At 71.2% G+C, this 18,732-nt stretch carries 14 protein-coding genes; 5 read left to right on the top strand and 9 right to left on the bottom strand.

The features are described from left to right. Positions 1-75: 75 nt before the first annotated feature. Positions 76-1,773 carry a M23 family metallopeptidase gene (locus tag ACIBEA_RS10780; RefSeq protein ID WP_399259474.1) on the top strand — a complete coding sequence of 566 codons (1,698 nt, stop codon included), beginning with the start codon at positions 76-78 and terminating at the stop codon, positions 1,771-1,773. Positions 1,774-1,893: 120 nt separating this feature from the next. Here the strand turns inward: ACIBEA_RS10780 and ACIBEA_RS10775 are convergent, their stop codons facing one another. Next, complete coding sequence (locus ACIBEA_RS10775; protein WP_399259473.1) at positions 1,894-4,482, bottom strand: ATP-dependent DNA helicase; 2,589 nt, start codon at positions 4,480-4,482, stop codon at positions 1,894-1,896. 137 nt (positions 4,483-4,619) lie between these two features. Here ACIBEA_RS10775 and ACIBEA_RS10770 point away from each other — a divergent pair, with 137 nt between their 5' ends. After that, positions 4,620-5,723, top strand: a complete 1,104-nt coding sequence (locus ACIBEA_RS10770) for an NlpC/P60 family protein (protein WP_399259472.1) — start codon at positions 4,620-4,622, stop codon at positions 5,721-5,723. A gap of 165 nt (positions 5,724-5,888) precedes the next feature. Continuing rightward, on the top strand, positions 5,889-6,938 hold the full coding sequence (locus ACIBEA_RS10765; RefSeq protein ID WP_399259471.1) for an NlpC/P60 family protein: 1,050 nt from the start codon (positions 5,889-5,891) through the stop codon (positions 6,936-6,938). Positions 6,939-6,952: 14 nt separating this feature from the next. On the opposite strand, the gene ACIBEA_RS10760 is transcribed toward ACIBEA_RS10765, so the two are convergent. From ACIBEA_RS10760 to ACIBEA_RS10740, 5 genes are read right to left on the bottom strand one after another with little or no spacing between them, the layout of a single operon-like run. Further along, on the bottom strand, positions 6,953-10,054 hold the full coding sequence (locus ACIBEA_RS10760; protein ID WP_399259470.1) for an N-6 DNA methylase: 3,102 nt from the start codon (positions 10,052-10,054) through the stop codon (positions 6,953-6,955). Between the two features lie 43 nt (positions 10,055-10,097). Then, a complete protein-coding gene (locus ACIBEA_RS10755) occupies positions 10,098-10,814 on the bottom strand; it encodes an RloB family protein (RefSeq protein WP_399259469.1) in 717 nt (238 codons plus the stop codon). Beyond that, positions 10,814-12,067 (bottom strand): ATP/GTP-binding protein, encoded by a 1,254-nt coding sequence (locus tag ACIBEA_RS10750; RefSeq protein WP_399259468.1) that lies wholly within the window; start codon positions 12,065-12,067, stop codon positions 10,814-10,816. The genes ACIBEA_RS10755 and ACIBEA_RS10750 overlap by 1 nt, the downstream gene beginning before the upstream one ends. Positions 12,068-12,127: 60 nt before the next feature. Continuing rightward, positions 12,128-12,838 (bottom strand): LuxR C-terminal-related transcriptional regulator, encoded by a 711-nt coding sequence (locus tag ACIBEA_RS10745; RefSeq protein ID WP_399259467.1) that lies wholly within the window; start codon positions 12,836-12,838, stop codon positions 12,128-12,130. Further along, entirely contained in the window at positions 12,835-14,148 is a 1,314-nt protein-coding gene (locus tag ACIBEA_RS10740) for a PspC domain-containing protein (protein WP_399259466.1), read from the bottom strand. Before ACIBEA_RS10740 ends, ACIBEA_RS10745 begins: the two co-directional genes overlap by 4 nt. A gap of 131 nt (positions 14,149-14,279) precedes the next feature. Between ACIBEA_RS10740 and ACIBEA_RS10735 the strand changes: the two genes are divergently transcribed. After that, positions 14,280-15,617 carry a PspC domain-containing protein gene (locus ACIBEA_RS10735; protein WP_399259465.1) on the top strand — a complete coding sequence of 446 codons (1,338 nt, stop codon included), beginning with the start codon at positions 14,280-14,282 and terminating at the stop codon, positions 15,615-15,617. Beyond that, complete coding sequence (locus tag ACIBEA_RS10730) at positions 15,604-15,828, top strand: hypothetical protein (RefSeq protein ID WP_399259464.1); 225 nt, start codon at positions 15,604-15,606, stop codon at positions 15,826-15,828. The genes ACIBEA_RS10735 and ACIBEA_RS10730 overlap by 14 nt, the downstream gene beginning before the upstream one ends. Here the strand turns inward: ACIBEA_RS10730 and ACIBEA_RS10725 are convergent. The 3 genes from ACIBEA_RS10725 to ACIBEA_RS10715 form a co-directional block, all read right to left on the bottom strand. Beyond that, positions 15,774-16,277, bottom strand: coding sequence for a DoxX family protein (locus ACIBEA_RS10725; RefSeq protein WP_399259463.1), 504 nt, complete (start codon positions 16,275-16,277; stop codon positions 15,774-15,776). The genes ACIBEA_RS10730 and ACIBEA_RS10725 overlap by 55 nt on opposite strands. 129 nt (positions 16,278-16,406) lie before the next feature. Beyond that, entirely contained in the window at positions 16,407-17,672 is a 1,266-nt protein-coding gene (locus ACIBEA_RS10720) for a hypothetical protein (RefSeq protein ID WP_399259462.1), read from the bottom strand. A gap of 150 nt (positions 17,673-17,822) precedes the next feature. Beyond that, positions 17,823-18,614, bottom strand: a complete 792-nt coding sequence (locus ACIBEA_RS10715; RefSeq protein ID WP_399259461.1) for a class II aldolase/adducin family protein — start codon at positions 18,612-18,614, stop codon at positions 17,823-17,825. Positions 18,615-18,732 lie beyond the last annotated feature (118 nt).

Here is an 18,732-nt window from a genome sequence, read left to right as displayed (position 1 = left end):
GCGAACACCGCGCAGTCGAACGGATTTCGAACCCAGGGCCAAGGCTCCGTCTCCGCACGACCGAAAGACGGCCGAATGCCCGGTTCCGGAAACTCGAGAACCCCTAGAAGATTGTCGTTGCCAGTAACCGACGGGTACAGTCACGCCACTGCTCTCCTCCGGGGTCCACGAACCCCCCGGCCACCCAGGCTCCCCACCGCCGAGGCGAAAGAGAAGTTGGTGAACGACAGCACCACGTCGGGCCAGTATCCGGACAACGGATACGACGGCCTCTCCACCACCACCTTCGCCAGCGAGGTGCCGTACCCGTCCTTCGACACACAGGGCCAGGGGTACGACTACGGCGCCTACGCCGCTCCCTACGACACCGGCGCCTACGACACCACCGCGTGGAACGCCCCCGTCCAGGACGGCTATCTCTCCAGCATCCCCACCCAGAGCGCCGCCGACGACGTCAGCGGCCAGTGGGACGCCGGCGCCTGGAACACGGAGTACCAGCCGACCTCCTTCGGCCACGACGGCGGCGCCGCCCCCGTCGGCGCGACCACCGGCGACCCCTCGGGCCACTGGGCGATGCCGGGCTACGGCACGACCGGCAACGAGACCGGCGCCTACGACGCCACCGCCTGGAACACCGTGGTCCCGGAGGAACTGCCGCAGCAGCTCCAGCCCGAGGCGGCCTACACGTACTCCTACGCGTACGAGGCCACCACGCTCACCCCCGCCTACGACGCCGGCGCCTACGCGGCCCCGACGTACGAGGGCGACTACGCCGCGCACCACGACGGCGGCTACGACGACGGCGTCGGCGGATACGACAGCGGACACGACAGCGGACACGACAGCGGCTACGAGGCCGCACCGGAGTCCGGCCCGGCCACCGCCGTCTTCGACGCCGTGCCCGCCGAGGACACCTCGGCCGAGCGGGACGACGTCCTGGCCGCGGCCGCCCACGCCGACCTCCCCACCCAGACCATGGCCACGACCCCGCCCGTGCCGCGCTCCGCGCGCCGGGCCCCCGCCAAGGCGACCGGCGGCCGCCGGTCCCCGGCGAAGCGGTCCGCGCTGCTGACCGTCGCCGTCCCCTCGGTGTGCGTCATAGGGGTCGCGGGCGTGGCCGCCGCAGCGGTCGGCGGCTTGCCCTCCGGTGACAAGCCGTCCGGCGAGACGACCACGATGGCCGCGCCCGACCCGGCGTCCGTCAAACCGGTCGCCGCGAACAGCAAGCTCGACACCCAGCTCACCGCACTCAGCGCCGACGCGGGCGACTTCGCGGACCGGGCCAGCCGTACCCAGGAGCGCATCGACCTGAAGGAACGGCAGGACCTGGAGAAGAAGAAGCGCGCGGAGGAGGCGGCGGCCAAGGAAGCGGCCCGCCCCAAGTTCTCCCTCCCGGTCGACCAGCACGGCCTCAGCGCGGGCTTCGGACAGGCCGGCGGCATGTGGATGTCCGTGCACACCGGCATCGACTTCCCGGTCTCGTACGGCACGCCGGTCATGGCGGCCACCGATGGCACCGTGCGCACCCAGTGGAACAGCGCCTACGGCAACATGGCCATCGTGGTCTCGCCCGACGGCACCGAGACCTGGTACTGCCACCTCAGCAGCACCAAGATCCGGTCCGGCAAGGTCAAGGCCGGTGACGTCATCGCGTACTCGGGCAACTCCGGCAACTCCACCGGCCCGCACCTGCACTTCGAGGTACGGCCGGACAGCGGCTCCCCGATCGACCCGCAGGCGTGGCTGCGCAGCCACGGCATCGACCCCAACTAGGCCGCACGAAGCCACGCAGACACACGAAGACGCACGCAGACACACGCAGACACACGAACAAGGGGGCGGGGCCCGGGGACTTCACCCCGGGCCCCGCCCCCTTCTCGTGCGACCGGCGGCCTACAGCTTCTGGACGGGCGCGTACCGCAGCAGCAGCCGCTTCGGCTTCTCGTCCCCGAAGTCGATGGTGGCCTGCGCGTCCGCGCCGGTCCCCTTGACCTCCATCACCGTGCCCAGCCCGAACTGGTCGTGCGTGACCCGGTCCCCCACCAGCAGCGTGATGACCGGCTTGTCCGAGGTCCGGCGCGTCGCGAAGCCCGAGGGGCCCGACTTGGAGCGCGAGGACGACAGGAACGACTCGGGCGAGGTGCCGAAGGAGGTACCGCCGCCACCGCCCGAGCGGGAACCGACGGAACTGCGCATCGGGCCCGCGGGCTTCTGCGCCCCCGTCCGCTTCCACTGGAGGTACTGGTCCGGGATCTCTTCCAGGAACCGCGAGGGCGGGTTGTAGGAGGGCGTGCCCCAGGCGCTGCGCATCGAGGAGCGGGTCAGGTACAGCCGCTCGCGCGCCCGGGTGATCCCGACGTACGCGAGGCGCCGCTCCTCCTCCAGCTCCTTGGTCTGACCGAGCGCCCGCATGTGCGGGAAGACCCCGTCCTCCATGCCGGTCACGAAGACCACCGGGAACTCCAGGCCCTTGGCGGTGTGCAGGGTCATCAGGGTGATGACGCCCGTGCCCTCGGTGTCCTCGTCGGGGATCTGGTCGGAGTCGGCCACCAGCGCGACCTGCTCCAGGAACTCCGCGAGCGTGCCCGGTCCCGGCGCCGCGGGCGGGGCCACAGCGTCCGGATCGGCGTCGGCGCCCGCATCGGCCACCGCCACCGTCCCCGGGGCGTCGGCCTCGGGCGCCGCCGGCGCCGCGTCCGCGGCGGCCGCCCGCGCCTGCTCGAACTCCAGCGCCACGGCCGCGAGTTCCTGGAGGTTCTCGATCCGCGTCTCGTCCTGCGGGTCGGTCGAGGCCTGGAGCTCGGCGAGGTAGCCCGTACGCTCCAGGACCGCTTCCAGCACCACGGCCGGGCCCGCGCCCGAGTCGACGATCGTGCGCAGTTCCTCCATGAGCACGTTGAACCGCTTCACCGCGTTGGTCGAGCGCGCGGCCATGCCGTACGCCTCGTCCACGCGCTTCAGCGCCTGCGGGAAGGTGATCCTCTCGCGCAGCGACAGCGCGTCGATCATCGCCTCGGCGCGGTCGCCGATGCCGCGCTTGGGCACGTTCAGGATCCGGCGCAGCGGCACCACGTCCTCGGGGTTCGAGAGCACCCGCAGGTAGGCCAGGACGTCCCGGACCTCCTTGCGCTCGTAGAACCGCACTCCGCCGACGACCTTGTAGGGCAGGCCGACCCGGATGAAGATCTCCTCGAAGACGCGGGACTGGGCGTTGGTGCGGTAGAAGACGGCGACGTCGCCCGCCTTCGCGTCGCCCGCGTCCGTCAGTCGGTCGATCTCGTCGGCGACGAACTGCGCCTCGTCGTGCTCGGTGTCCGCGACGTAGCCGGTGATCCCGGCGCCCGAGCCGGCCTGCGTCCACAGGTTCTTGGGGCGGCGGTTCTCGTTGCGCTCGATGACCGCGTTGGCGGCGGACAGGATCGTCTGGGTGGAGCGGTAGTTCTGCTCCAGCAGGATCGTCGTCGCGTTCGGGTAGTCCTCCTCGAACTGGAGGATGTTGCGGATGGTCGCGCCGCGGAAGGCGTAGATCGACTGGTCCGCGTCACCCACGACGCACAGCTCGGCGGGCGGCAGGTCCGGGTACCCGGTGCCGACCAGCTCGCGCACGAGCGTGTACTGCGCGTGGTTGGTGTCCTGGTACTCGTCGACCAGTACGTGGCGGAAGCGGCGCCGGTAGTGCTCGGCGACGTCCGGGAACGCCTGGAGCAGGTGCACCGTGGTCATGATGATGTCGTCGAAGTCGAGGGCGTTGGCCTCGCGCAGCCGTGCCTGGTACATCGCGTACGCCTGGGCGACGGTCTTCTCGAAGCCGTCCACCGCCTGTGCGGCGAAGGCGTCGGCGTCGATCAGCTCGTTCTTGAGGTTGGAGACCTTCGCGCTGAAGGACTTCGGCGGGAAGCGCTTGGGGTCCAGGTCGAGGTCCCGGCAGACGAGCGCCATCAACCGCTTCGAGTCCGCCGCGTCGTAGATCGAGAAGGACGAGGTGAAGCCGAGGAGCTTGGACTCGCGGCGCAGGATGCGCACGCACGCGCTGTGGAAGGTCAGCACCCACATCGCGTTCGCGCGCGCGCCGACCAGCTCCCCGACGCGCTCCTTCATCTCTCCGGCGGCCTTGTTGGTGAAGGTGATCGCCAGGATCTGGCCGGGATGGACCCCGCGGGCACCCAGCAGGTGGCCGATGCGGTGGGTCAGCACCCGGGTCTTGCCGGAACCGGCGCCCGCCACGATCAGCAGCGGGGAGTCCGCGTGCACGACGGCGGCGCGCTGCTCGTCATTGAGGCCGACGAGCAGCGCCTCCGGGTCGATGACCGCCCGGGGGGACCCGCCCCGGTAGTACGCGTCCCCGCTCGGGGGCGCGTCGAAGCGACCCCCGAAGAGGTCGTCGGCGCCCGACTCGGGGGCGTGGTCCTCGGGCGGCGGCGGAGGCTCCTCGTGGGAGGGGGTGAGGTCCGCCAGGAAACTGTCGTCAAAGAGGCTGCTCATCGCCTTCCGAGTCTAGGGCCCGGGACCGACAGCCGGTCCCGGCACCGGAAATTCGGTCCCGCATATGCTCCCGGACCCTTCCCAGCCCCGCCCGGCGGCGCTAGCGTCCAGCGCCAACCGGAAGGAGGTGCCGGCCCGTGTCCCACCCCGCTCCCTCCCCCCACCGCAAGCCGCGCACCCGATTACGCCCGAGCACCCCGGCGGCCGCCGCGGGCCGACTGGGCGTCGTCACCACCGCCGCCGTCGCCGCGCTGGGGCTGCTCCCCCAGCAACTGGTCCTCGCCGCCCCTGCCGCCCCGGCCGCCCCGGCCGTCCCGGCCCCGCGGCCCTCCGTGGAGGAGGTGCGCTCCCGGGTGGACGCGCTCCAGCGGCAGGCCGGGACCGCCACCCAGGAGTACGACGCGGCCGCCGAGCGGGTGGCCGTACAGCGGGCGAAGCTGGTCGCGCTGATGGACCAGGTCGCCCACAACACGCAGCGGCTGAACGAGACCCGGCGCCTCCTGGGCAGCCTCGCGGCGGCCCAGTACCGGGGCGCCGGCCCCCTGGGCGACGCCGCCGCGCTGCTGCTCGGCTCCGATCCGCAGGGCTTCTTCGCCCAGGAACACCTGATGTCCCGGCTCGGGGACCGCGGCGAGCGCCTCCTGGCGGACGCGCGGCAGCAGCAGCTGGACACCTCGAAGAGAAGGGCGGAAGCGGCCGGGGCGCTGAGCGAAGTGGAGTCCTCCCAGGCGGAACTGCGGCAGCGCAAAAAGGCGGTGCAAGGCCGGCTGGCCGAGGCGAACGCCCTGCTCACGGGGCTGACCCGGGCCGAGCGGACCCGGCTCGCGGAGCTGGAGGCGGGCGCGGGGGCCGAGGCCCCGGGCGGCCCGCTGCCCGCGGACGCACCGCCCTCGGCGCACGGCGCGCGGGCGGTCGCCTTCGCCCGGGCCCAGCTGGGCAAGCCGTACGTGTGGGGGGCCACCGGACCCGGCTCCTACGACTGCTCGGGGCTGACCCAGGCCGCCTGGCGCGCGGCGGGCATCGACCTGCCGCGCACCACGTGGGACCAGGTCCAGGCGGGCCCGCGGATCGCGACGGCCGACCTGCGCCCCGGTGACCTGGTGTTCTTCTACGACGACATCAGCCACGTCGGGCTGTACATCGGCGGCGGCCGGATGATCCACGCCCCGCGCCCCGGGGCGTACGTCCGCGAGGACTCGATCCACTACCAGCCGATGTACGGGAGCGTCCGGCCGGGCTAGGGGTGTCATCGGGCGGCCACGAACGATCACCGGACGACAATCGGAATCAGTGCAGATCAGCTCCGGGCAGTTCGGATCATCTCGACATCTTCCCGTTACCTCCAGGTTTAGCGTCCTCCCCCAAGACCCGCACGACGGATCAGCAGGGAAGGATGTGAGGCCCCCGTGGCCAGTCATCGAAAGCCCAGGCAGCGCCCGCTCCTCTCCGGCGGCACCCTCCGCACCGCCGCCACCCTCGCCCTGGCGGGCGCTGCCACCGCCACCGCCTACGAAGGCACCTCGCAGGCCGACCCCCAGCCCACCCCGGACCAGGTCAAGGCCCAGGTGGACCGGCTCTACGAGGAGGCCGAGGCGGCGACGGAGCAGTACAACGGGGCGAAGGAGAAGGCGGAGGCCGCGCAGAAGTCGCTGACCGAGCTGCGCGACGAGACGGCCCGCAAGACCGACCGGTTGAACAGCGCGCGCAGCGCCCTCGGCTCGCTCGCCGCCTCGCAGTACCGCAGCGGGAGCCTGGGCACCGCCGTCCAGCTCGCGCTCGCCGACGACCCGCAGGACTACCTCGACCGGGCCGCCTTCATCACGCGGGCCGGCGACCGCACCGCCTCGGAGGTGGCCTCCGTACGCCGTCAGCTCGACGAGGTCGGGCGGCTGCGCGACAAGGCGGCGGGCCGGCTCTCGGAGCTGCGCGCCCGCGAGGCCGAACTCTCCGACCGCAAGTCCGTCGTCGAGGGCAAGCTCGACGCCGCGAAGCAGCTGCTGGCCAAGCTCACGGCCGAGGAGCGCGCGCGGTACGAGGCCCAGGGCGCGGGACCCACCACCGGAGCGGGCTCCGCCACAGCCCTGGCGGCCGCCCCGCCCGGCGACGGTTCGCGCGCGGCCAAGGCGGTGGCCTTCGCCTACGGCGCGCTCGGCAAGCCGTACGTCTGGGGGGCCACCGGGCCCGGCTCCTTCGACTGCTCGGGGCTGACCCAGGCGGCCTGGAAGGCGGCCGGGGTCTCCCTGCCCCGCACCACCTACACCCAGATCAACGCCGGCCACCGGGTCTCCCGCGACCAGCTCGCCCCGGGGGACCTGGTGTTCTTCTACTCCGGGATCAGTCACGTCGGCATGTACATCGGCAACGGCCAGATGATCCACGCCCCGCACCCCGGCGCCCCGGTCCGGATCGCCCCGATCGCCTCGATGCCCTGGGCGGGAGCCTCCCGCCCGGCGTGAGCGCCGTAGCGGATCTACGTTCGGTCGGCGATCAGATCGTTCATCAGGGTCTGTTTGATCAGGCGAAGTTTCGCCAGTTGCTTAGGGATACGAGCACGCGATTGCGCCAACGCCCTCAGCTCCTCGACGATGCGCCGCTGCTCCGAGATGCTCGGCAGCTCGATCTCCACGTCGAGCATCCGGCTTGTCACCAGTCGCTCACGAGGTAGCCCTTCCACTGCCTGAGCACGTATCCGCTGCTGCACCATGGGGTGACGCAGCCACCCCGCAAGGTAGGAGGCGTGAACGTGTTCGTGATGCGGAGTGAGACAAAGCAGCCTTGCGAAAACTGATGCCGACGGCACGAACTCCTGCCGTTCAGCCACGTAGAAGGGGCGGCCCTGGAAGATGGGTTCGGTCGTGACAAGCACGTCGCCGGGTTGCGGGGATGGGCCGAAGGAGCTGCGTGGGCGCTTCTCGCTGAGTTCCGAAACGTCCAGCACTCCCTCGCCTACGCGCCTTGTCTGCGCAACCGGAATCCCTTGGGTGCCAACATCGGAGTGCTTGTAGTACCGGGTAGCCGCGATCACCTCGCGCAGGGCACGGCGGTCGGTATCCTGCGCGTCCCCAGCAACGGGAGCGAGGACCGGAAGCCAGAGCACCTGCTCGGCAACGTCCAACTTGGCCAGCGCCGCCTCAACTTCCTTCTCCGTGTCAATGATCTCGTGGATGCGCTGGGTGGCTGCCTCGCGCGAAGTAGCCGAAGACCTCAACTCGCGGAAGTCCCAAGCCGCAGAGGGTCGCGACCAGGGGTTACTGCCGAAAAGTCGCTTGGCCGAACCAGTTACCTGGAACTCGACCTCCCGGAATGAGACCCGATACTTGTCCTCCAAGTTCCCATATGCCCGGATTACTTCACGCCGCCTGAGCTCAATGTGCGGCACGAGAACATTCGCCAGATCGCCGCGCAAGACACCCAGCACCGCACCCCGCTCCCCGGCCAAGTCAAGCCCATCGCGGACTTGACCCAGGCGCCCGAGAAAGGCTCTTTCCAATTCAAGAATCGCTCGCCGACTCTCGACCTTTGCTTTCTTGTCGAGGTCCGTATCACCCCGGTTCACCTCCGCGAGTACCGCGAGTTCGGCGAGGAATTCGGGGACGATGGCTGCGACCACCTTGTGGTCGTACGCCTGACGGCGTTCCACCGCGGTGCGCTTACGTTCCGGCACGAGCATGGCCTTGACCATCTCGACCCAACCGTCGATGACCCCGCCGAACCCTGTCACCGAGAGCGCCGCCAGGCCGTACTTCGCCTCGTGCCACCAGCCGGTGGCCGCACCCGCCAGCGCGTATCGGTCCAGGAGGCCCACCTCGCCAAGCCTGGAGCAGAATGAATCGATCAAGCCTGCCCGCAAATGGGCCAGTTGAGCCTTGCGCTCACCCTCCGCGCGACCGCCGCCATCGGCTGGCGCGAGCAGCGCGATCTGTTCTGCTTCCGACCGCCACCACTCCTCGAAAGCCCTCCACAGCATCGCCTCCCGCTCAGCCGCCAGCTCCGTCAGCCGCGCCGCGTCCGGCCGCTCGCCCTCCGGCAAGAAGTCGACGTACTCCGGGTCGCCCTCCCGCACCGCGAACAGCCCCGGCACATCCACGCCGTACGCGTCCAGCAGTGGCCTCTTCGCCTCGATCTCCGCGACCGGCACGCCACCCACCAGATGTGCCCGCATGTCCTGTGGCTCCGGCGACGGGGTGCTGTCCACGTACCGGCGGATGTTCAGGTCGTCCGCGCTCTCCGCAAGCTCCGACCGGTCGACGATCCTCGCGAAGCCCTCGACGTCCGCGTACGCGTGGAAGGTGGACACGATCTTCTCGACGTGCTCCGGCAGGAGCGTGTTCTGTGAACGTCCTGCCCCGTACTCGCGGTCGGCATTGATGAAGAGCACCTTGCCCCGCCGGGCCTGCGGCCTGCGGCCAGGCGCCCGCAGCACGATCACACACACCGGGATGCCGGTCCCGTAGAAGAGGTTCGGAGCGAGGCCGATCACGGCCTCGATCAGGTCCGCGTCCAAGAGCGCCGTACGGATCAGCCGCTCGACTCCGCCACGGAAGAGAATGCCGTGCGGCATGACCGTGAGGACCGAGCCGCCCTTCCCCTTCACCATGTCCAGCATGTGCTGGACGAACATCAGGTCGGCCTTACCCTTCTCCGGCGCCTCCCCGTACGGCATCCGTGACTTCTGGTGCGGTACATCGGCCTGCTTGTAGTCCATGGAGAACGGCGGGTTGCTGAGCACCAGATCGAAGTCGCCTTCGGGGTGCGAAGGGTTCGTGAGGGTGTCGCCGGTCTTGAGCGAGAAGGACTTGGCGCCGTGGAAGAGCATGTTCATCGTGGCCGTGGCCCAGGAGCCGTTATTGACGTCCTGGCCGGCGAGGAACAGGTCCCCGGAATCGCCACCGTGCTCGTCGATGTACTCCTTGGCATGGATCAGCATGCCGCCCGAGCCCGCACACGGGTCGTAGATCCGCATTCCGGCCGTCGGCCGGGCCAGCTCGACCATCATCCGGACCACCGATCGAGGGGTGTAGAACTCGCCGCCCTTACTGCCCACAGTGTCCGCGAAGGCCTTGATCAGGCACTCGTACGCGGCACCGACCATGTCCGGGAACTCGAAGTCCTCGCCGCGCATCCGGATACTGCCGAAGTGCTCGATCAGCGCCACCAGCCGCTCGTCCGCGATACGGTGGAAATTGACGTGTCGGAAGAGGCCGCGTAGCTCGCCGTTGCCCTCTTGGTTCTCCAACTCCTTGAGGGCGGGCCGGAGGTACTGCGTCGCGACCTCGTTCACCGCATCGGTGAGCCGATCCCAGCGGGCCGCCTCCGGTACGTACAGGACGCCGCGCAGGCGGTAGTTCTGGTACGCCTCCGCCTCGGCTTGGATGCCCTCCTCCGAGGCGCCCGCCGCCCGCTCCTCAGCGGTGATCACGTCACGCGCGGCCTCGAACTCATCATTGACGCGCTTCAGGAACAACAGCACGAAGATGACGTCACGATGCTCCGCCGCGACCATCGTGCCGCGCAGAATGTCCGCGGCCGCGAACAGGTGGCGTTCCAATTGCGCAAGCGTCAGCTTGGCCACGTACGGCACTCCTCTACCACTGACTGATCTGGACGTGGCGCAGTCAGTAGTCGACGATGCCCAGGGCATCCTCGACGAAGCTGTCCACGTCTGTGTACGGGTCCCACTTGTTCTGGTCCGGGCCCTCGTGCCGGGCGTTCAGCTGCTGAGCAAACCCTCGGGCCTTCTTGTACCTGCCGCGAACCTGATCCGGCATCACACGCTTCGCCATCTCTGGGGAGACGCTCTGGATCTTCAAGCCGTAGGTCTGCGGGAACCCGGGCTGCCCCTTGAGGCGGCTTGCGGCGTCATCACAAACACCACCGAAACTGGCGGTGTAGTTCTGGTAGTGCAGGAGCCGCCACAGCTCGAAGCAGGGGTGCGAGTACGCGATCTTCACACCTGCCTTCTTCGCCCTGGCGAAGGCGGTCGGGATGTCCTCGTGCTGATCGCGGTCGAAGAGGCACCAGACCTGAGGCCAGTTCCAGTCGCCTTCCTTGAGTCCGGCCTTCCGTGCCGCGCGCTCGGCCGCGGCCACGTAGGGGATGGCCTCCTCCACCAGAGGCAGCGGCTTGCGACGCTTGGAGGGCGCTGTCAGGTTCTTGAAGAGGATCTCTACGCCGTGTCCCCGCTGCGCGGGCGTACCGGAATCGCGTACGAACTCGACAAAGCCCGGCTCCGTGACCTCGCCCTCTGTGAAGACGTACACCTCGCGCGGCCGCTCCTCCGGTCGCGCCTTCTTCGCGCGTCCCGGATTGTTCCTCCCCTTGTCCCTCGCCATCAGGCCCGCTCCGCCTCCTGCACCCGTGCCGTCAGCAACTTTCGCCCGATCTGCCCCGCCGGCATCCGCGGCACGCCCCCGAAGGCACCCGCCAGGTAGGAGTCCGTGAGGTCTTCCTCAGCCCCCGGCCCCACGTCACTCAGGGGGTAGATCTCCGTGGCGCCCTGCTTGTCCTTCTCCGTGAGCCAGATCTGGCCCGGCTCCAGCTGACGCCCGCCCCGGGGGGAGCTGAGCAACGAAGGATCATGGGAGGTGAACACGAGCTGAGCGCCCTTGGTGTTGCTCCACGACGCCTGGAAGAGGCGCACCACTTCCGCCGCGAATCGTGGGTGGAGGCTCGCATCCAGTTCATCGATCAGGAGGACCGCACCCTTGTCCAAAGCCAAGAGGAGCGGTCCGATCAGCGCGAACCACGAACGCGTACCGAAGGACTCCCGATCCCAGTCGAGGGAGACGGACTCCCCGCCTTCACCGGCGTGGAGAAGCCGGACCACGGGCGCCTTCCCCGGCTGACGCTCGACTTCGGCCCCGGTGATGCCCAGGTCGGCGACCCGCAGAAGCTCTTCGATCCGCTCACGTGACTCTTCATCGAGCAGCCTGCCCGCCGTGAAAGCCTCACGTTGCGCGATTTCCGTCTCCGGAGTGACGTCCCAGAGGTTCTCCTGGAACCAGCGGTAGATCCGGGTGAGCTGCGGGTGATTGTCGTTGGCCGCACGAGAAAGGAAGAGTGCGTCCGGCCGGGTCGTCCGGGCCAGTAGCGCTCGATCTTGGATCCGCTCATTCGGAAACTTGAAGACCTTCTCCCGCGAGGCATCCCGGTCGAGCCACTCCTGACGCCTCCCCTTGGGGTAGGCGTGCAGCCACTCGGACTCCACACGGTTGGGACCCAGTTCGAATCCGTAGGTCCAGCGCACACCGTCGTCGAGAACGAAATCCGCCTCGTAGAAGGCGGTTTCCTCAGCGGCCTTCGGGTCGAGAGCGAAGACGTCGCGAGGAATCCCCTGGTACGCGGTCCACTGTGCGTATGAGCTGAGGACAGCCTCCCGCATCTCCCTCAGCGCGAAGATCACATTGGACTTACCGGAAGCGTTCGCGCCGAAGATACCCAGCAGTGGATAAACGCGGAGCTGCCTGCCGTCGGACAGCTCGACCGTCCTCGCAGCGTCCGACTCCTCGGCCTGCGGTACGACGAAGGAAAGCTCCTGCTCCTCACGTAGCGACCGTACGTTCGCCGTGCGGAATCCCAGCAGCATTCACCCTCCTCTCGTCGCACACAGAGTAGTCGCGTGATCGCTTATACGCCTACGGGACGGTCAGACCAGGCGGCGCGCCGTCGCCCAGCGGGTCAGTTCGTGGCGGTTGGAGAGCTGGAGCTTCCTGAGCACCGCCGAGACGTGCGACTCGACCGTCTTGACCGAGATGAAGAGCTGCTTGGCGATCTCCTTGTAGGCGTACCCGCGCGCGATCAGCCGCAGCACCTCGCGCTCGCGCTGGGTCAGCCGGTCCAGGTCCTCGTCGACCGGCGGCGCGTCCGTCGAGGCGAAGGCGTCGAGGACGAAGCCCGCCAGCCGGGGCGAGAAGACCGCGTCGCCGTCCTGCACCCGGAAGACCGAGTCGACCAGGTCGGCGCCGGTGATGGTCTTGGTGACGTAGCCGCGCGCGCCGCCCCGGATGACGCCGATGACGTCCTCGGCCGCGTCCGAGACGGACAGTGCCAGGAAGCGCACCGGGTTCTCGGCCGCCGACATCAGCGGGGCGCAGCGCCGCAGCACCTCGACCCCGCCGCCGCCGGGGAGATGGACGTCGAGGAGCACCACCTCGGGCCGGGTGGCGGTGATGACTGTGACGGCCTGGTCGACGTCGGCGGCCTCGCCGACGACCTCGACGCCCGTGCGCGGCGTCTCGCCGATCTCCGCCTGCACGCCGGTGCGGAACATCCGGTGGTCGTCGACGAGCACCACCTTGACCCTCCGGGTCTCGCCACCGACGGCCTCGCCCGTGGTGCTCGCGTTGTCCTCGGTCATGCCGGCATCGCCGCCCTCTCCATCTCCAGTTCGACTTCCGTGCCGCCGTCGGGCGCGGACCGCAGCCGCGCGGTCCCGCCGTTGCGCTGCATCCGGCCGATGATCGATTCTCGTACGCCCATGCGGTCGTCGGGTACCGCGTCGATGTCGAAACCGGGGCCCCGGTCCCGTACGGACACGAACACCGTCCGGCCCTCGACCTCGGCGTAGACCTGGACGGGCCCGCCCTCGCCACCGTACTTGGCGGCGTTGACCATCGCTTCGCGCGCGGCCTGGACCTGCGCGACCAGCCTCTCGTCGAGCGGGCAGTCGCCGACCACGACGACCTCGATGGGCACGCCGTGGTGGTCCTCGACGTCGGCGGCGGTCTTCTTGACGGCCTCGGCGAGGGTGTCGGGCTCCTCGTCCTCGTCCTTGCCGGTGCCCTCGGGCTTGTAGAGCCAGTTCCGCAGCTCCCGCTCCTGGGCGCGGGCCAGGCGCCGGACCTCGCCGACGTCCTCGGCGTTGCGCTGGATCAGGGTGAGGGTGTGCAGCACCGAGTCGTGGACGTGGGCGGCGACCTCGGCCCGCTCCTGGGCCCGGATGCGCATGAGGCGCTCCTCGGAGAGGTCCTGGGTCATCCGGATCAGCCAGGGGCCGGCCAGCAGGGCCACGCCGACGAGGACGGCGAGGGTCGCGGTGAGGACGTTGCCGAGCTGGGCCGCGGAGCCCCGTACGACGATGAAGACGGTGAGGCCGACGCCGACCAGGACGACCCCGGCGAGCGCGCGGGCGATCTGCAGGAGCTGACCGTGCCGGCCGTCCGCGGAGCTCCAGTGGGCCCGGCGGGCGTTGTCGGCCTGCCGCCACACCAGCACCACGCCGGCGCCGACGAGCAGGGTCGGCCAGATGTAGCGGTCGGCCTTCTGGTCCCCGGCCTGGAGCTTCGAGATGAAGATGCCCGCGCCGACGAAGAGCGCGATCAGCGCGGTGACCTGCCCCCGGTCGGGCTTGCGCAGCCGCCTGCTGCCGTCGGCCAGGGTCTCGAAGAAGGACCGGTGCCCGGTGCGGCCGCCGACGCCGAGCGGTACGAACACCCAGAAGGCGGCGTAGAGCAGCACCCCGAGGCCGTCACCGAACAGGAAGGTGCCGAGGAAGGCGAGCCGGACCCAGAGCACGGGCAGCCCGAGGTGCCCGGCGAGCCCGCGGGCGACGCCGCCGAGCATCCGTCCGTCGGCGCTGCGGTAGAGCTTGCGCGGCGGGATGTCGGTGGTCTCGGCGGAGGCGGAGGCGTGGGCGTGCGGTGTGCGGGGGGCGGCTGGTGCGGGCATGTCACCGATGGTCACACGCGCGAGGGGTCCGGGACATCAGGGCAGCCCCCCAGTTCCGTCGGGGGGATATCAGGGTTGCGCCAGGGTCGGGCCCGGTGCCGCTCGGCCGGACCGCCCGGCACCATGGACCCATGACCGAAGTGCACGACTCCCCTCCGCCCCCGGCGACGCCCCCGGCGGCGGACCCCGCCGACCGTCCGCCGCTGCGCCGCAGCAGGCGCGACAAGGTCCTCGCGGGCGTGTGCGGGGGCCTCGGCCGGCATTTCGACCTCGACCCGGTGGTCTTCCGCGTGGTGCTGGGCGTCCTCGCCGTCACCGGCGGCGTCGGCCTGATCTTCTACGGCTTCGCCTGGCTGCTGCTGCCCCAGGAGGGCGAGGAGGACAGCGAGGCGAAGAAGCTGCTGACCGGACGGGTCGAGGGCGCGACGCTGGCGGCGGTGTTCGCCGCGCTGGTGGGCTGCGCGCTGTTCCTGACCATGGCGGACAACGGCGCGATGGCGGTGTTCTCGGTCCTGGTCGTGCTCGCGCTGGCCGGGGCCTCGTACTGGTCCCAGCGCCGCCGCCACCTCCAGCCGCCGGAGGCGGACGCGCCCGATCCGCAGGGATCCGCGGCGGCGCGCGCCGCACAGCGCCCGGGGCACCGACCGGTGCCGCCGGAGACCCAGGCACCGCCCGCGCCCGGCCGCCCGTCCTGGTGGCGCGACCCCCTGGTCAAGGACGGTACGACCGGACCGGTCGGGTCCACCGGCTACCTGTGGGGGCCCGCCGACGCCGTCGTCCCGGCCGACGGCCCGGGCCCGGCGGCCCCGGCGCCGCGCGCCACCGCCCCGAGCGTCCCGCGCGGCGGCATCGGCGGGCGGGTCTTCGTCCTGGCGATGCTGGCCGCGATCGCGGGGACCGCGAGCGAATGGCGCACCGGGCCGCTGGGGCACGCCCTGGAGATCGGCTTCGCCTGCGCGCTGGCCGTCTTCGGCCTGGGCCTCGCGGTCAGTTCGATCCGGGGCCGGACCGGTTTCGGCACGGTGCTGCTGGGCCTGATCACCGCTGTGCTGCTGGCCGGGGCCACCGTGATGCCGCGGGAGATCGGCACCGACTGGCGCCGGATCGAATGGCGGCCGGCGGCGGTGGCCGACGTGCGGCCCGCCTACACGGCGGGCACCGGCTTGGCCACGCTGGACCTGAGCCGGCTGGACGTGCCCAAGGGGACCACGCTGCGCATCAGCGCCTCGCTCGACGCGGGTCGGCTGAAGGTGATCCTGCCGCGCGAGGTCACCGCGAAGACCGACGTCCGCCTCTCCTGGGGCGAGGTGCGCCTGCCCGGGGACACCCGCGACTACCTGCGCATCCAGCACCCCGCGACGCGAACGGCGACCGCAGCGCCCGCTCCCGGCACCGAGGCCGGCGGGACGATCGAGCTGCACCTGGAGACGGGTGTCGGACAGGTGGAGGTGGCCCGTGCCGCGTCATGAGTTCCAACCGGGACGGCTGCTGGCGGGCCTGGTCCTGCTGACCGGGGGAGTGCTGTACCTGCTGGACGCCGCGGGCGAGCGGGACGTCCCCTGGTTCCTGATCCTCCCGCTGGCCTTCGGCGGGCTGACCCTGGCGGCGCTGGTGGGCGTGACGACCTACGCGGTGCGGCGCGACCGCAAGGACCGGATCCGGGAGTCCAGCGAGAGGTAGGGCGCCCCGGCCAGGACCAGCGGCAGCCAGGCCATCAGGTACACGAGGTCGTTGCCGTAGTAGTACGGGGTCGCCGTCCAGGAGACCGTCAGCCACAGGCTGAGCGAGATCAGGGCGCCCCCGGCCGCCGCGAGCCGGGTCAGGAGCCCGGCCAGCACCGCGAGACCGACCAGCAGCTCCCCGACGGCCAGCAGCACCGCGAAGCCGACGGGCGCCTTGAGGGCCAGGTCCACCAGGGCGGGGATCGCGGAGGTGTCGCGCACCCCGCGCATCAGGTCGCCGATGGAGCCGTCGCCCGAGGCCGAGAGGAACGCGGAGTCGGTCAGCTTGTCCAGACCGGCGTAGACGAAGGTGACGCCGAGGAAGATCCGCAGGGGCAACAGCGCGTGGCGCACGCCCGCGGCGCGCAGCTGGGACAGGCGGTCGCGGACCTCATCAGTTCGGCTCACGCCTCATTGTGTACCGCGTGCGCGCCGGGCGTACTCGGACGGGAGGCCGCCTTCGCCCGATCCACCCAGCGCCTCCACGCCCGCCCCGCCCCGTGCGCCCCACTGCGCTCACCGCTCACCGCTCACCACTCACTCCGCGACGTCGATGCTGCACCGGTTGGATTCCACCCCGGCCGCCGTCACCACCTGGACGTCGACCCGCCCCGGTTCCACCTCCGCCGGGACCGGCACGGTCAGCACCGTGTCGGACGGGGTGGTGAACCCGCCCGCGACGGGCACCAGCGGCACGTGCACGTGCACCGTCCCGATCCGCACCACCAGCCGCGCCAGCATCTCGGGCGTCTGCGCCCCGGGCGGTACGAAGCCCACGCCCCGGATCTCGATGTCGTCCCCCGGCCGCACGGAGGCGTCGATGTCCCCCGGCTCCCGGGTCCGCACCACCGACAGCACCAGGGGGCGGCTGCCCTCCGCGTACTTGGCCGCCAGGTACACCGCCGCCGACAGCGCGACCAGCAGCGCCAGCGCCCACGGCAGTCGCGGGAGCCGGTCGGGGAAGCGGGCCAGCGTCACCGCCGCGAAGGCCAGCACCACCGTGGACACCAGCGCGTACTGGGCGTCGGGGAAGCTGCCGCGCCCCGCGTCGTCGGTCAGCAGGTCCGCCCCTCGCGGCCGGTCCGCGGGCAGCTTCTGTAGCCGCTGGCCCATGATCCGTACGGCGACCACCCGCCGGACCAGTACGGCCACGCCCGCGGTCAGCGCCACGACCGCCAGCAGCGGCAGCGCGCGCCACAGCCCGAGCCCGGCGTAGAGCGCGACCCGCTCCGGCCCGGGCGTCGAGGCGGCCAGCCGCACCGCGGGCAGCAGCGCCGCGAAGGCGGTGAGCACGAGCCAGGCGCACGCCACCGTCTTGGAAGTGGACAGCCGGTTGTCCTCGCCGACCATCGGGGCCAGCAGCCCGCCCCGCACGGTCTGGGCGCGGGCGGCCACGGTCAGCAGCCCCGCGAGCACCAGCGCGGCCAGCAGCGCGGCGGTGCGCGCCGTGCTCCACCCGTTGCCGACGGCGGTGCCGACCTGGACGAGCAGCAGCACCCCGGCGGCGATCCACACGCCGAGGACCGCGCGGCGCGAGAGCAGGTAGAGCCAGGAGTGCCCGGCCTCCCGGCCGCGGGCGGCCACCGTCCGGGCGGACAGCGTCAGTTCGTCGGACACCCACTGGCGGGAGGCCCCGGCCGAGCGGGCGACGGCGGCGGGCAGGCCCTGCCCGGCGGCGAGCCCGTCACGCTGCTCCAGGAAGGCTTCGACCGCGCGGCGGTGGCCTTCCCGGGCGCCGTGTGGGCAGTCGTCACACGTGCAGCCGCCGCCGTGGGTACTTCTGTGCATCTCTTGGACAGCCACGTGCGTGCCGCCTCTCTGACTACTTTCGCGCAACTACCGGGCAATGCCAGCGAATTGTGCACCACTGCGGCAGTGCTCCGGATTGCGCACGATGTCAGAGCAGGTGATTAACCGTTCATGATGTTGACGCCACCGCCGCGGGGCGGGGTGTCACACCTCCTGCTCCGGCCGCTCCACCTGCTCCCACAGCGGCTGGCAGTTCACCCACGCCGCCAGGTCGGTGCCGAACTGCTGCCGGGTCGAGGCCGCGCCGTGGTGGTCGATGAGCACCGGCTTCCCGGCCGCCCGCGCGATCAGCTGCACCTGCGCGGCCCGCTCGGCCGCGACGAACCACCACAGCGCCGCGTCCACCGAGTCCCCGACGGTCAGCACCCCGAGGTTGCGCAGCACCAGCGCCTTGTACGGGCCCAGCGCGCGCCCGATCCGCCCCGGGTCCGCCCCGGCGCCCGCGTACTCATCCAGGAGCGCGTGGTCCTCGTAGAAGGCGCAGGCCTCGTGGGTGATCGGGGCCAGCAGCTCGCCCAGCGCCGCGAGCGCCCTGCCGTACGGGGCGTGCGCGCGGACCACGGACACCACCTCGGGCCGGGCCCGGTGCACGGCGGCGTGCACGGCGAAGGCCAGTTGGTTGACCCGGCGCTCCCCCCGGACCACCCGGCCCTCCCCGTCGACCAGCAGCAGGTCCTCGGGGCCGAGGCCGGCGAAGGCCCGACCGAAGGGGTTCACCCAGTAGCAGTCGTCGTACTCCGGGTCGCGGGCGGTGACGTGCCCGCCGACCCCGTCCTCGTACCCGAGCCGCCCCAACAGCCGCAGCGCGCCCGCCAGCCGCCGCTTGCGGTGCGCGCGGCTCTCCTCGGCGGTGGCGAAGACCGGCGGCAGCTCGAAGCCGAGCCGCTCCACGGGCACGGGTGCGGGTGCGGGCGTCCGTACGTGCCCCTCGGCCATGGCCCCTCCTTCACGTTCGCGTCCTTCGAGGTCGCGGCGCAAGGTACCGGTGGCCGGTCGAAGTGGCCAGAGCGAAGTGGGGCCGGAGAGGAGCGGCCGGAGAAACGGCGGAGCCGCC

This window comes from Streptomyces sp. NPDC051555, from assembly GCF_044454405.1.
Taxonomy (GTDB): Bacteria; Actinomycetota; Actinomycetes; order Streptomycetales; family Streptomycetaceae; genus Streptomyces.
The sequence above is the reverse complement of the archived record's forward strand: the minus strand, read 5'-3'. Positions and strand labels throughout refer to the sequence as shown.

Coding starts and splice junctions, on each gene's coding strand:
- ACIBEA_RS10750 (WP_399259468.1), bottom strand. CDS start 12,067: ATGCTGCTGGGATTCCGCACGGCGAACGTACGGTCGCTACGTGAGGAG.
- ACIBEA_RS10775 (WP_399259473.1), bottom strand. CDS start 4,482: ATGAGCAGCCTCTTTGACGACAGTTTCCTGGCGGACCTCACCCCCTCC.
- ACIBEA_RS10735 (WP_399259465.1), top strand. CDS start 14,280: ATGACCGAAGTGCACGACTCCCCTCCGCCCCCGGCGACGCCCCCGGCG.
- ACIBEA_RS10745 (WP_399259467.1), bottom strand. CDS start 12,838: ATGACCGAGGACAACGCGAGCACCACGGGCGAGGCCGTCGGTGGCGAG.
- ACIBEA_RS10780 (WP_399259474.1), top strand. CDS start 76: ATGCCCGGTTCCGGAAACTCGAGAACCCCTAGAAGATTGTCGTTGCCA.
- ACIBEA_RS10740 (WP_399259466.1), bottom strand. CDS start 14,148: ATGCCCGCACCAGCCGCCCCCCGCACACCGCACGCCCACGCCTCCGCC.
- ACIBEA_RS10755 (WP_399259469.1), bottom strand. CDS start 10,814: ATGGCGAGGGACAAGGGGAGGAACAATCCGGGACGCGCGAAGAAGGCG.
- ACIBEA_RS10715 (WP_399259461.1), bottom strand. CDS start 18,614: ATGGCCGAGGGGCACGTACGGACGCCCGCACCCGCACCCGTGCCCGTG.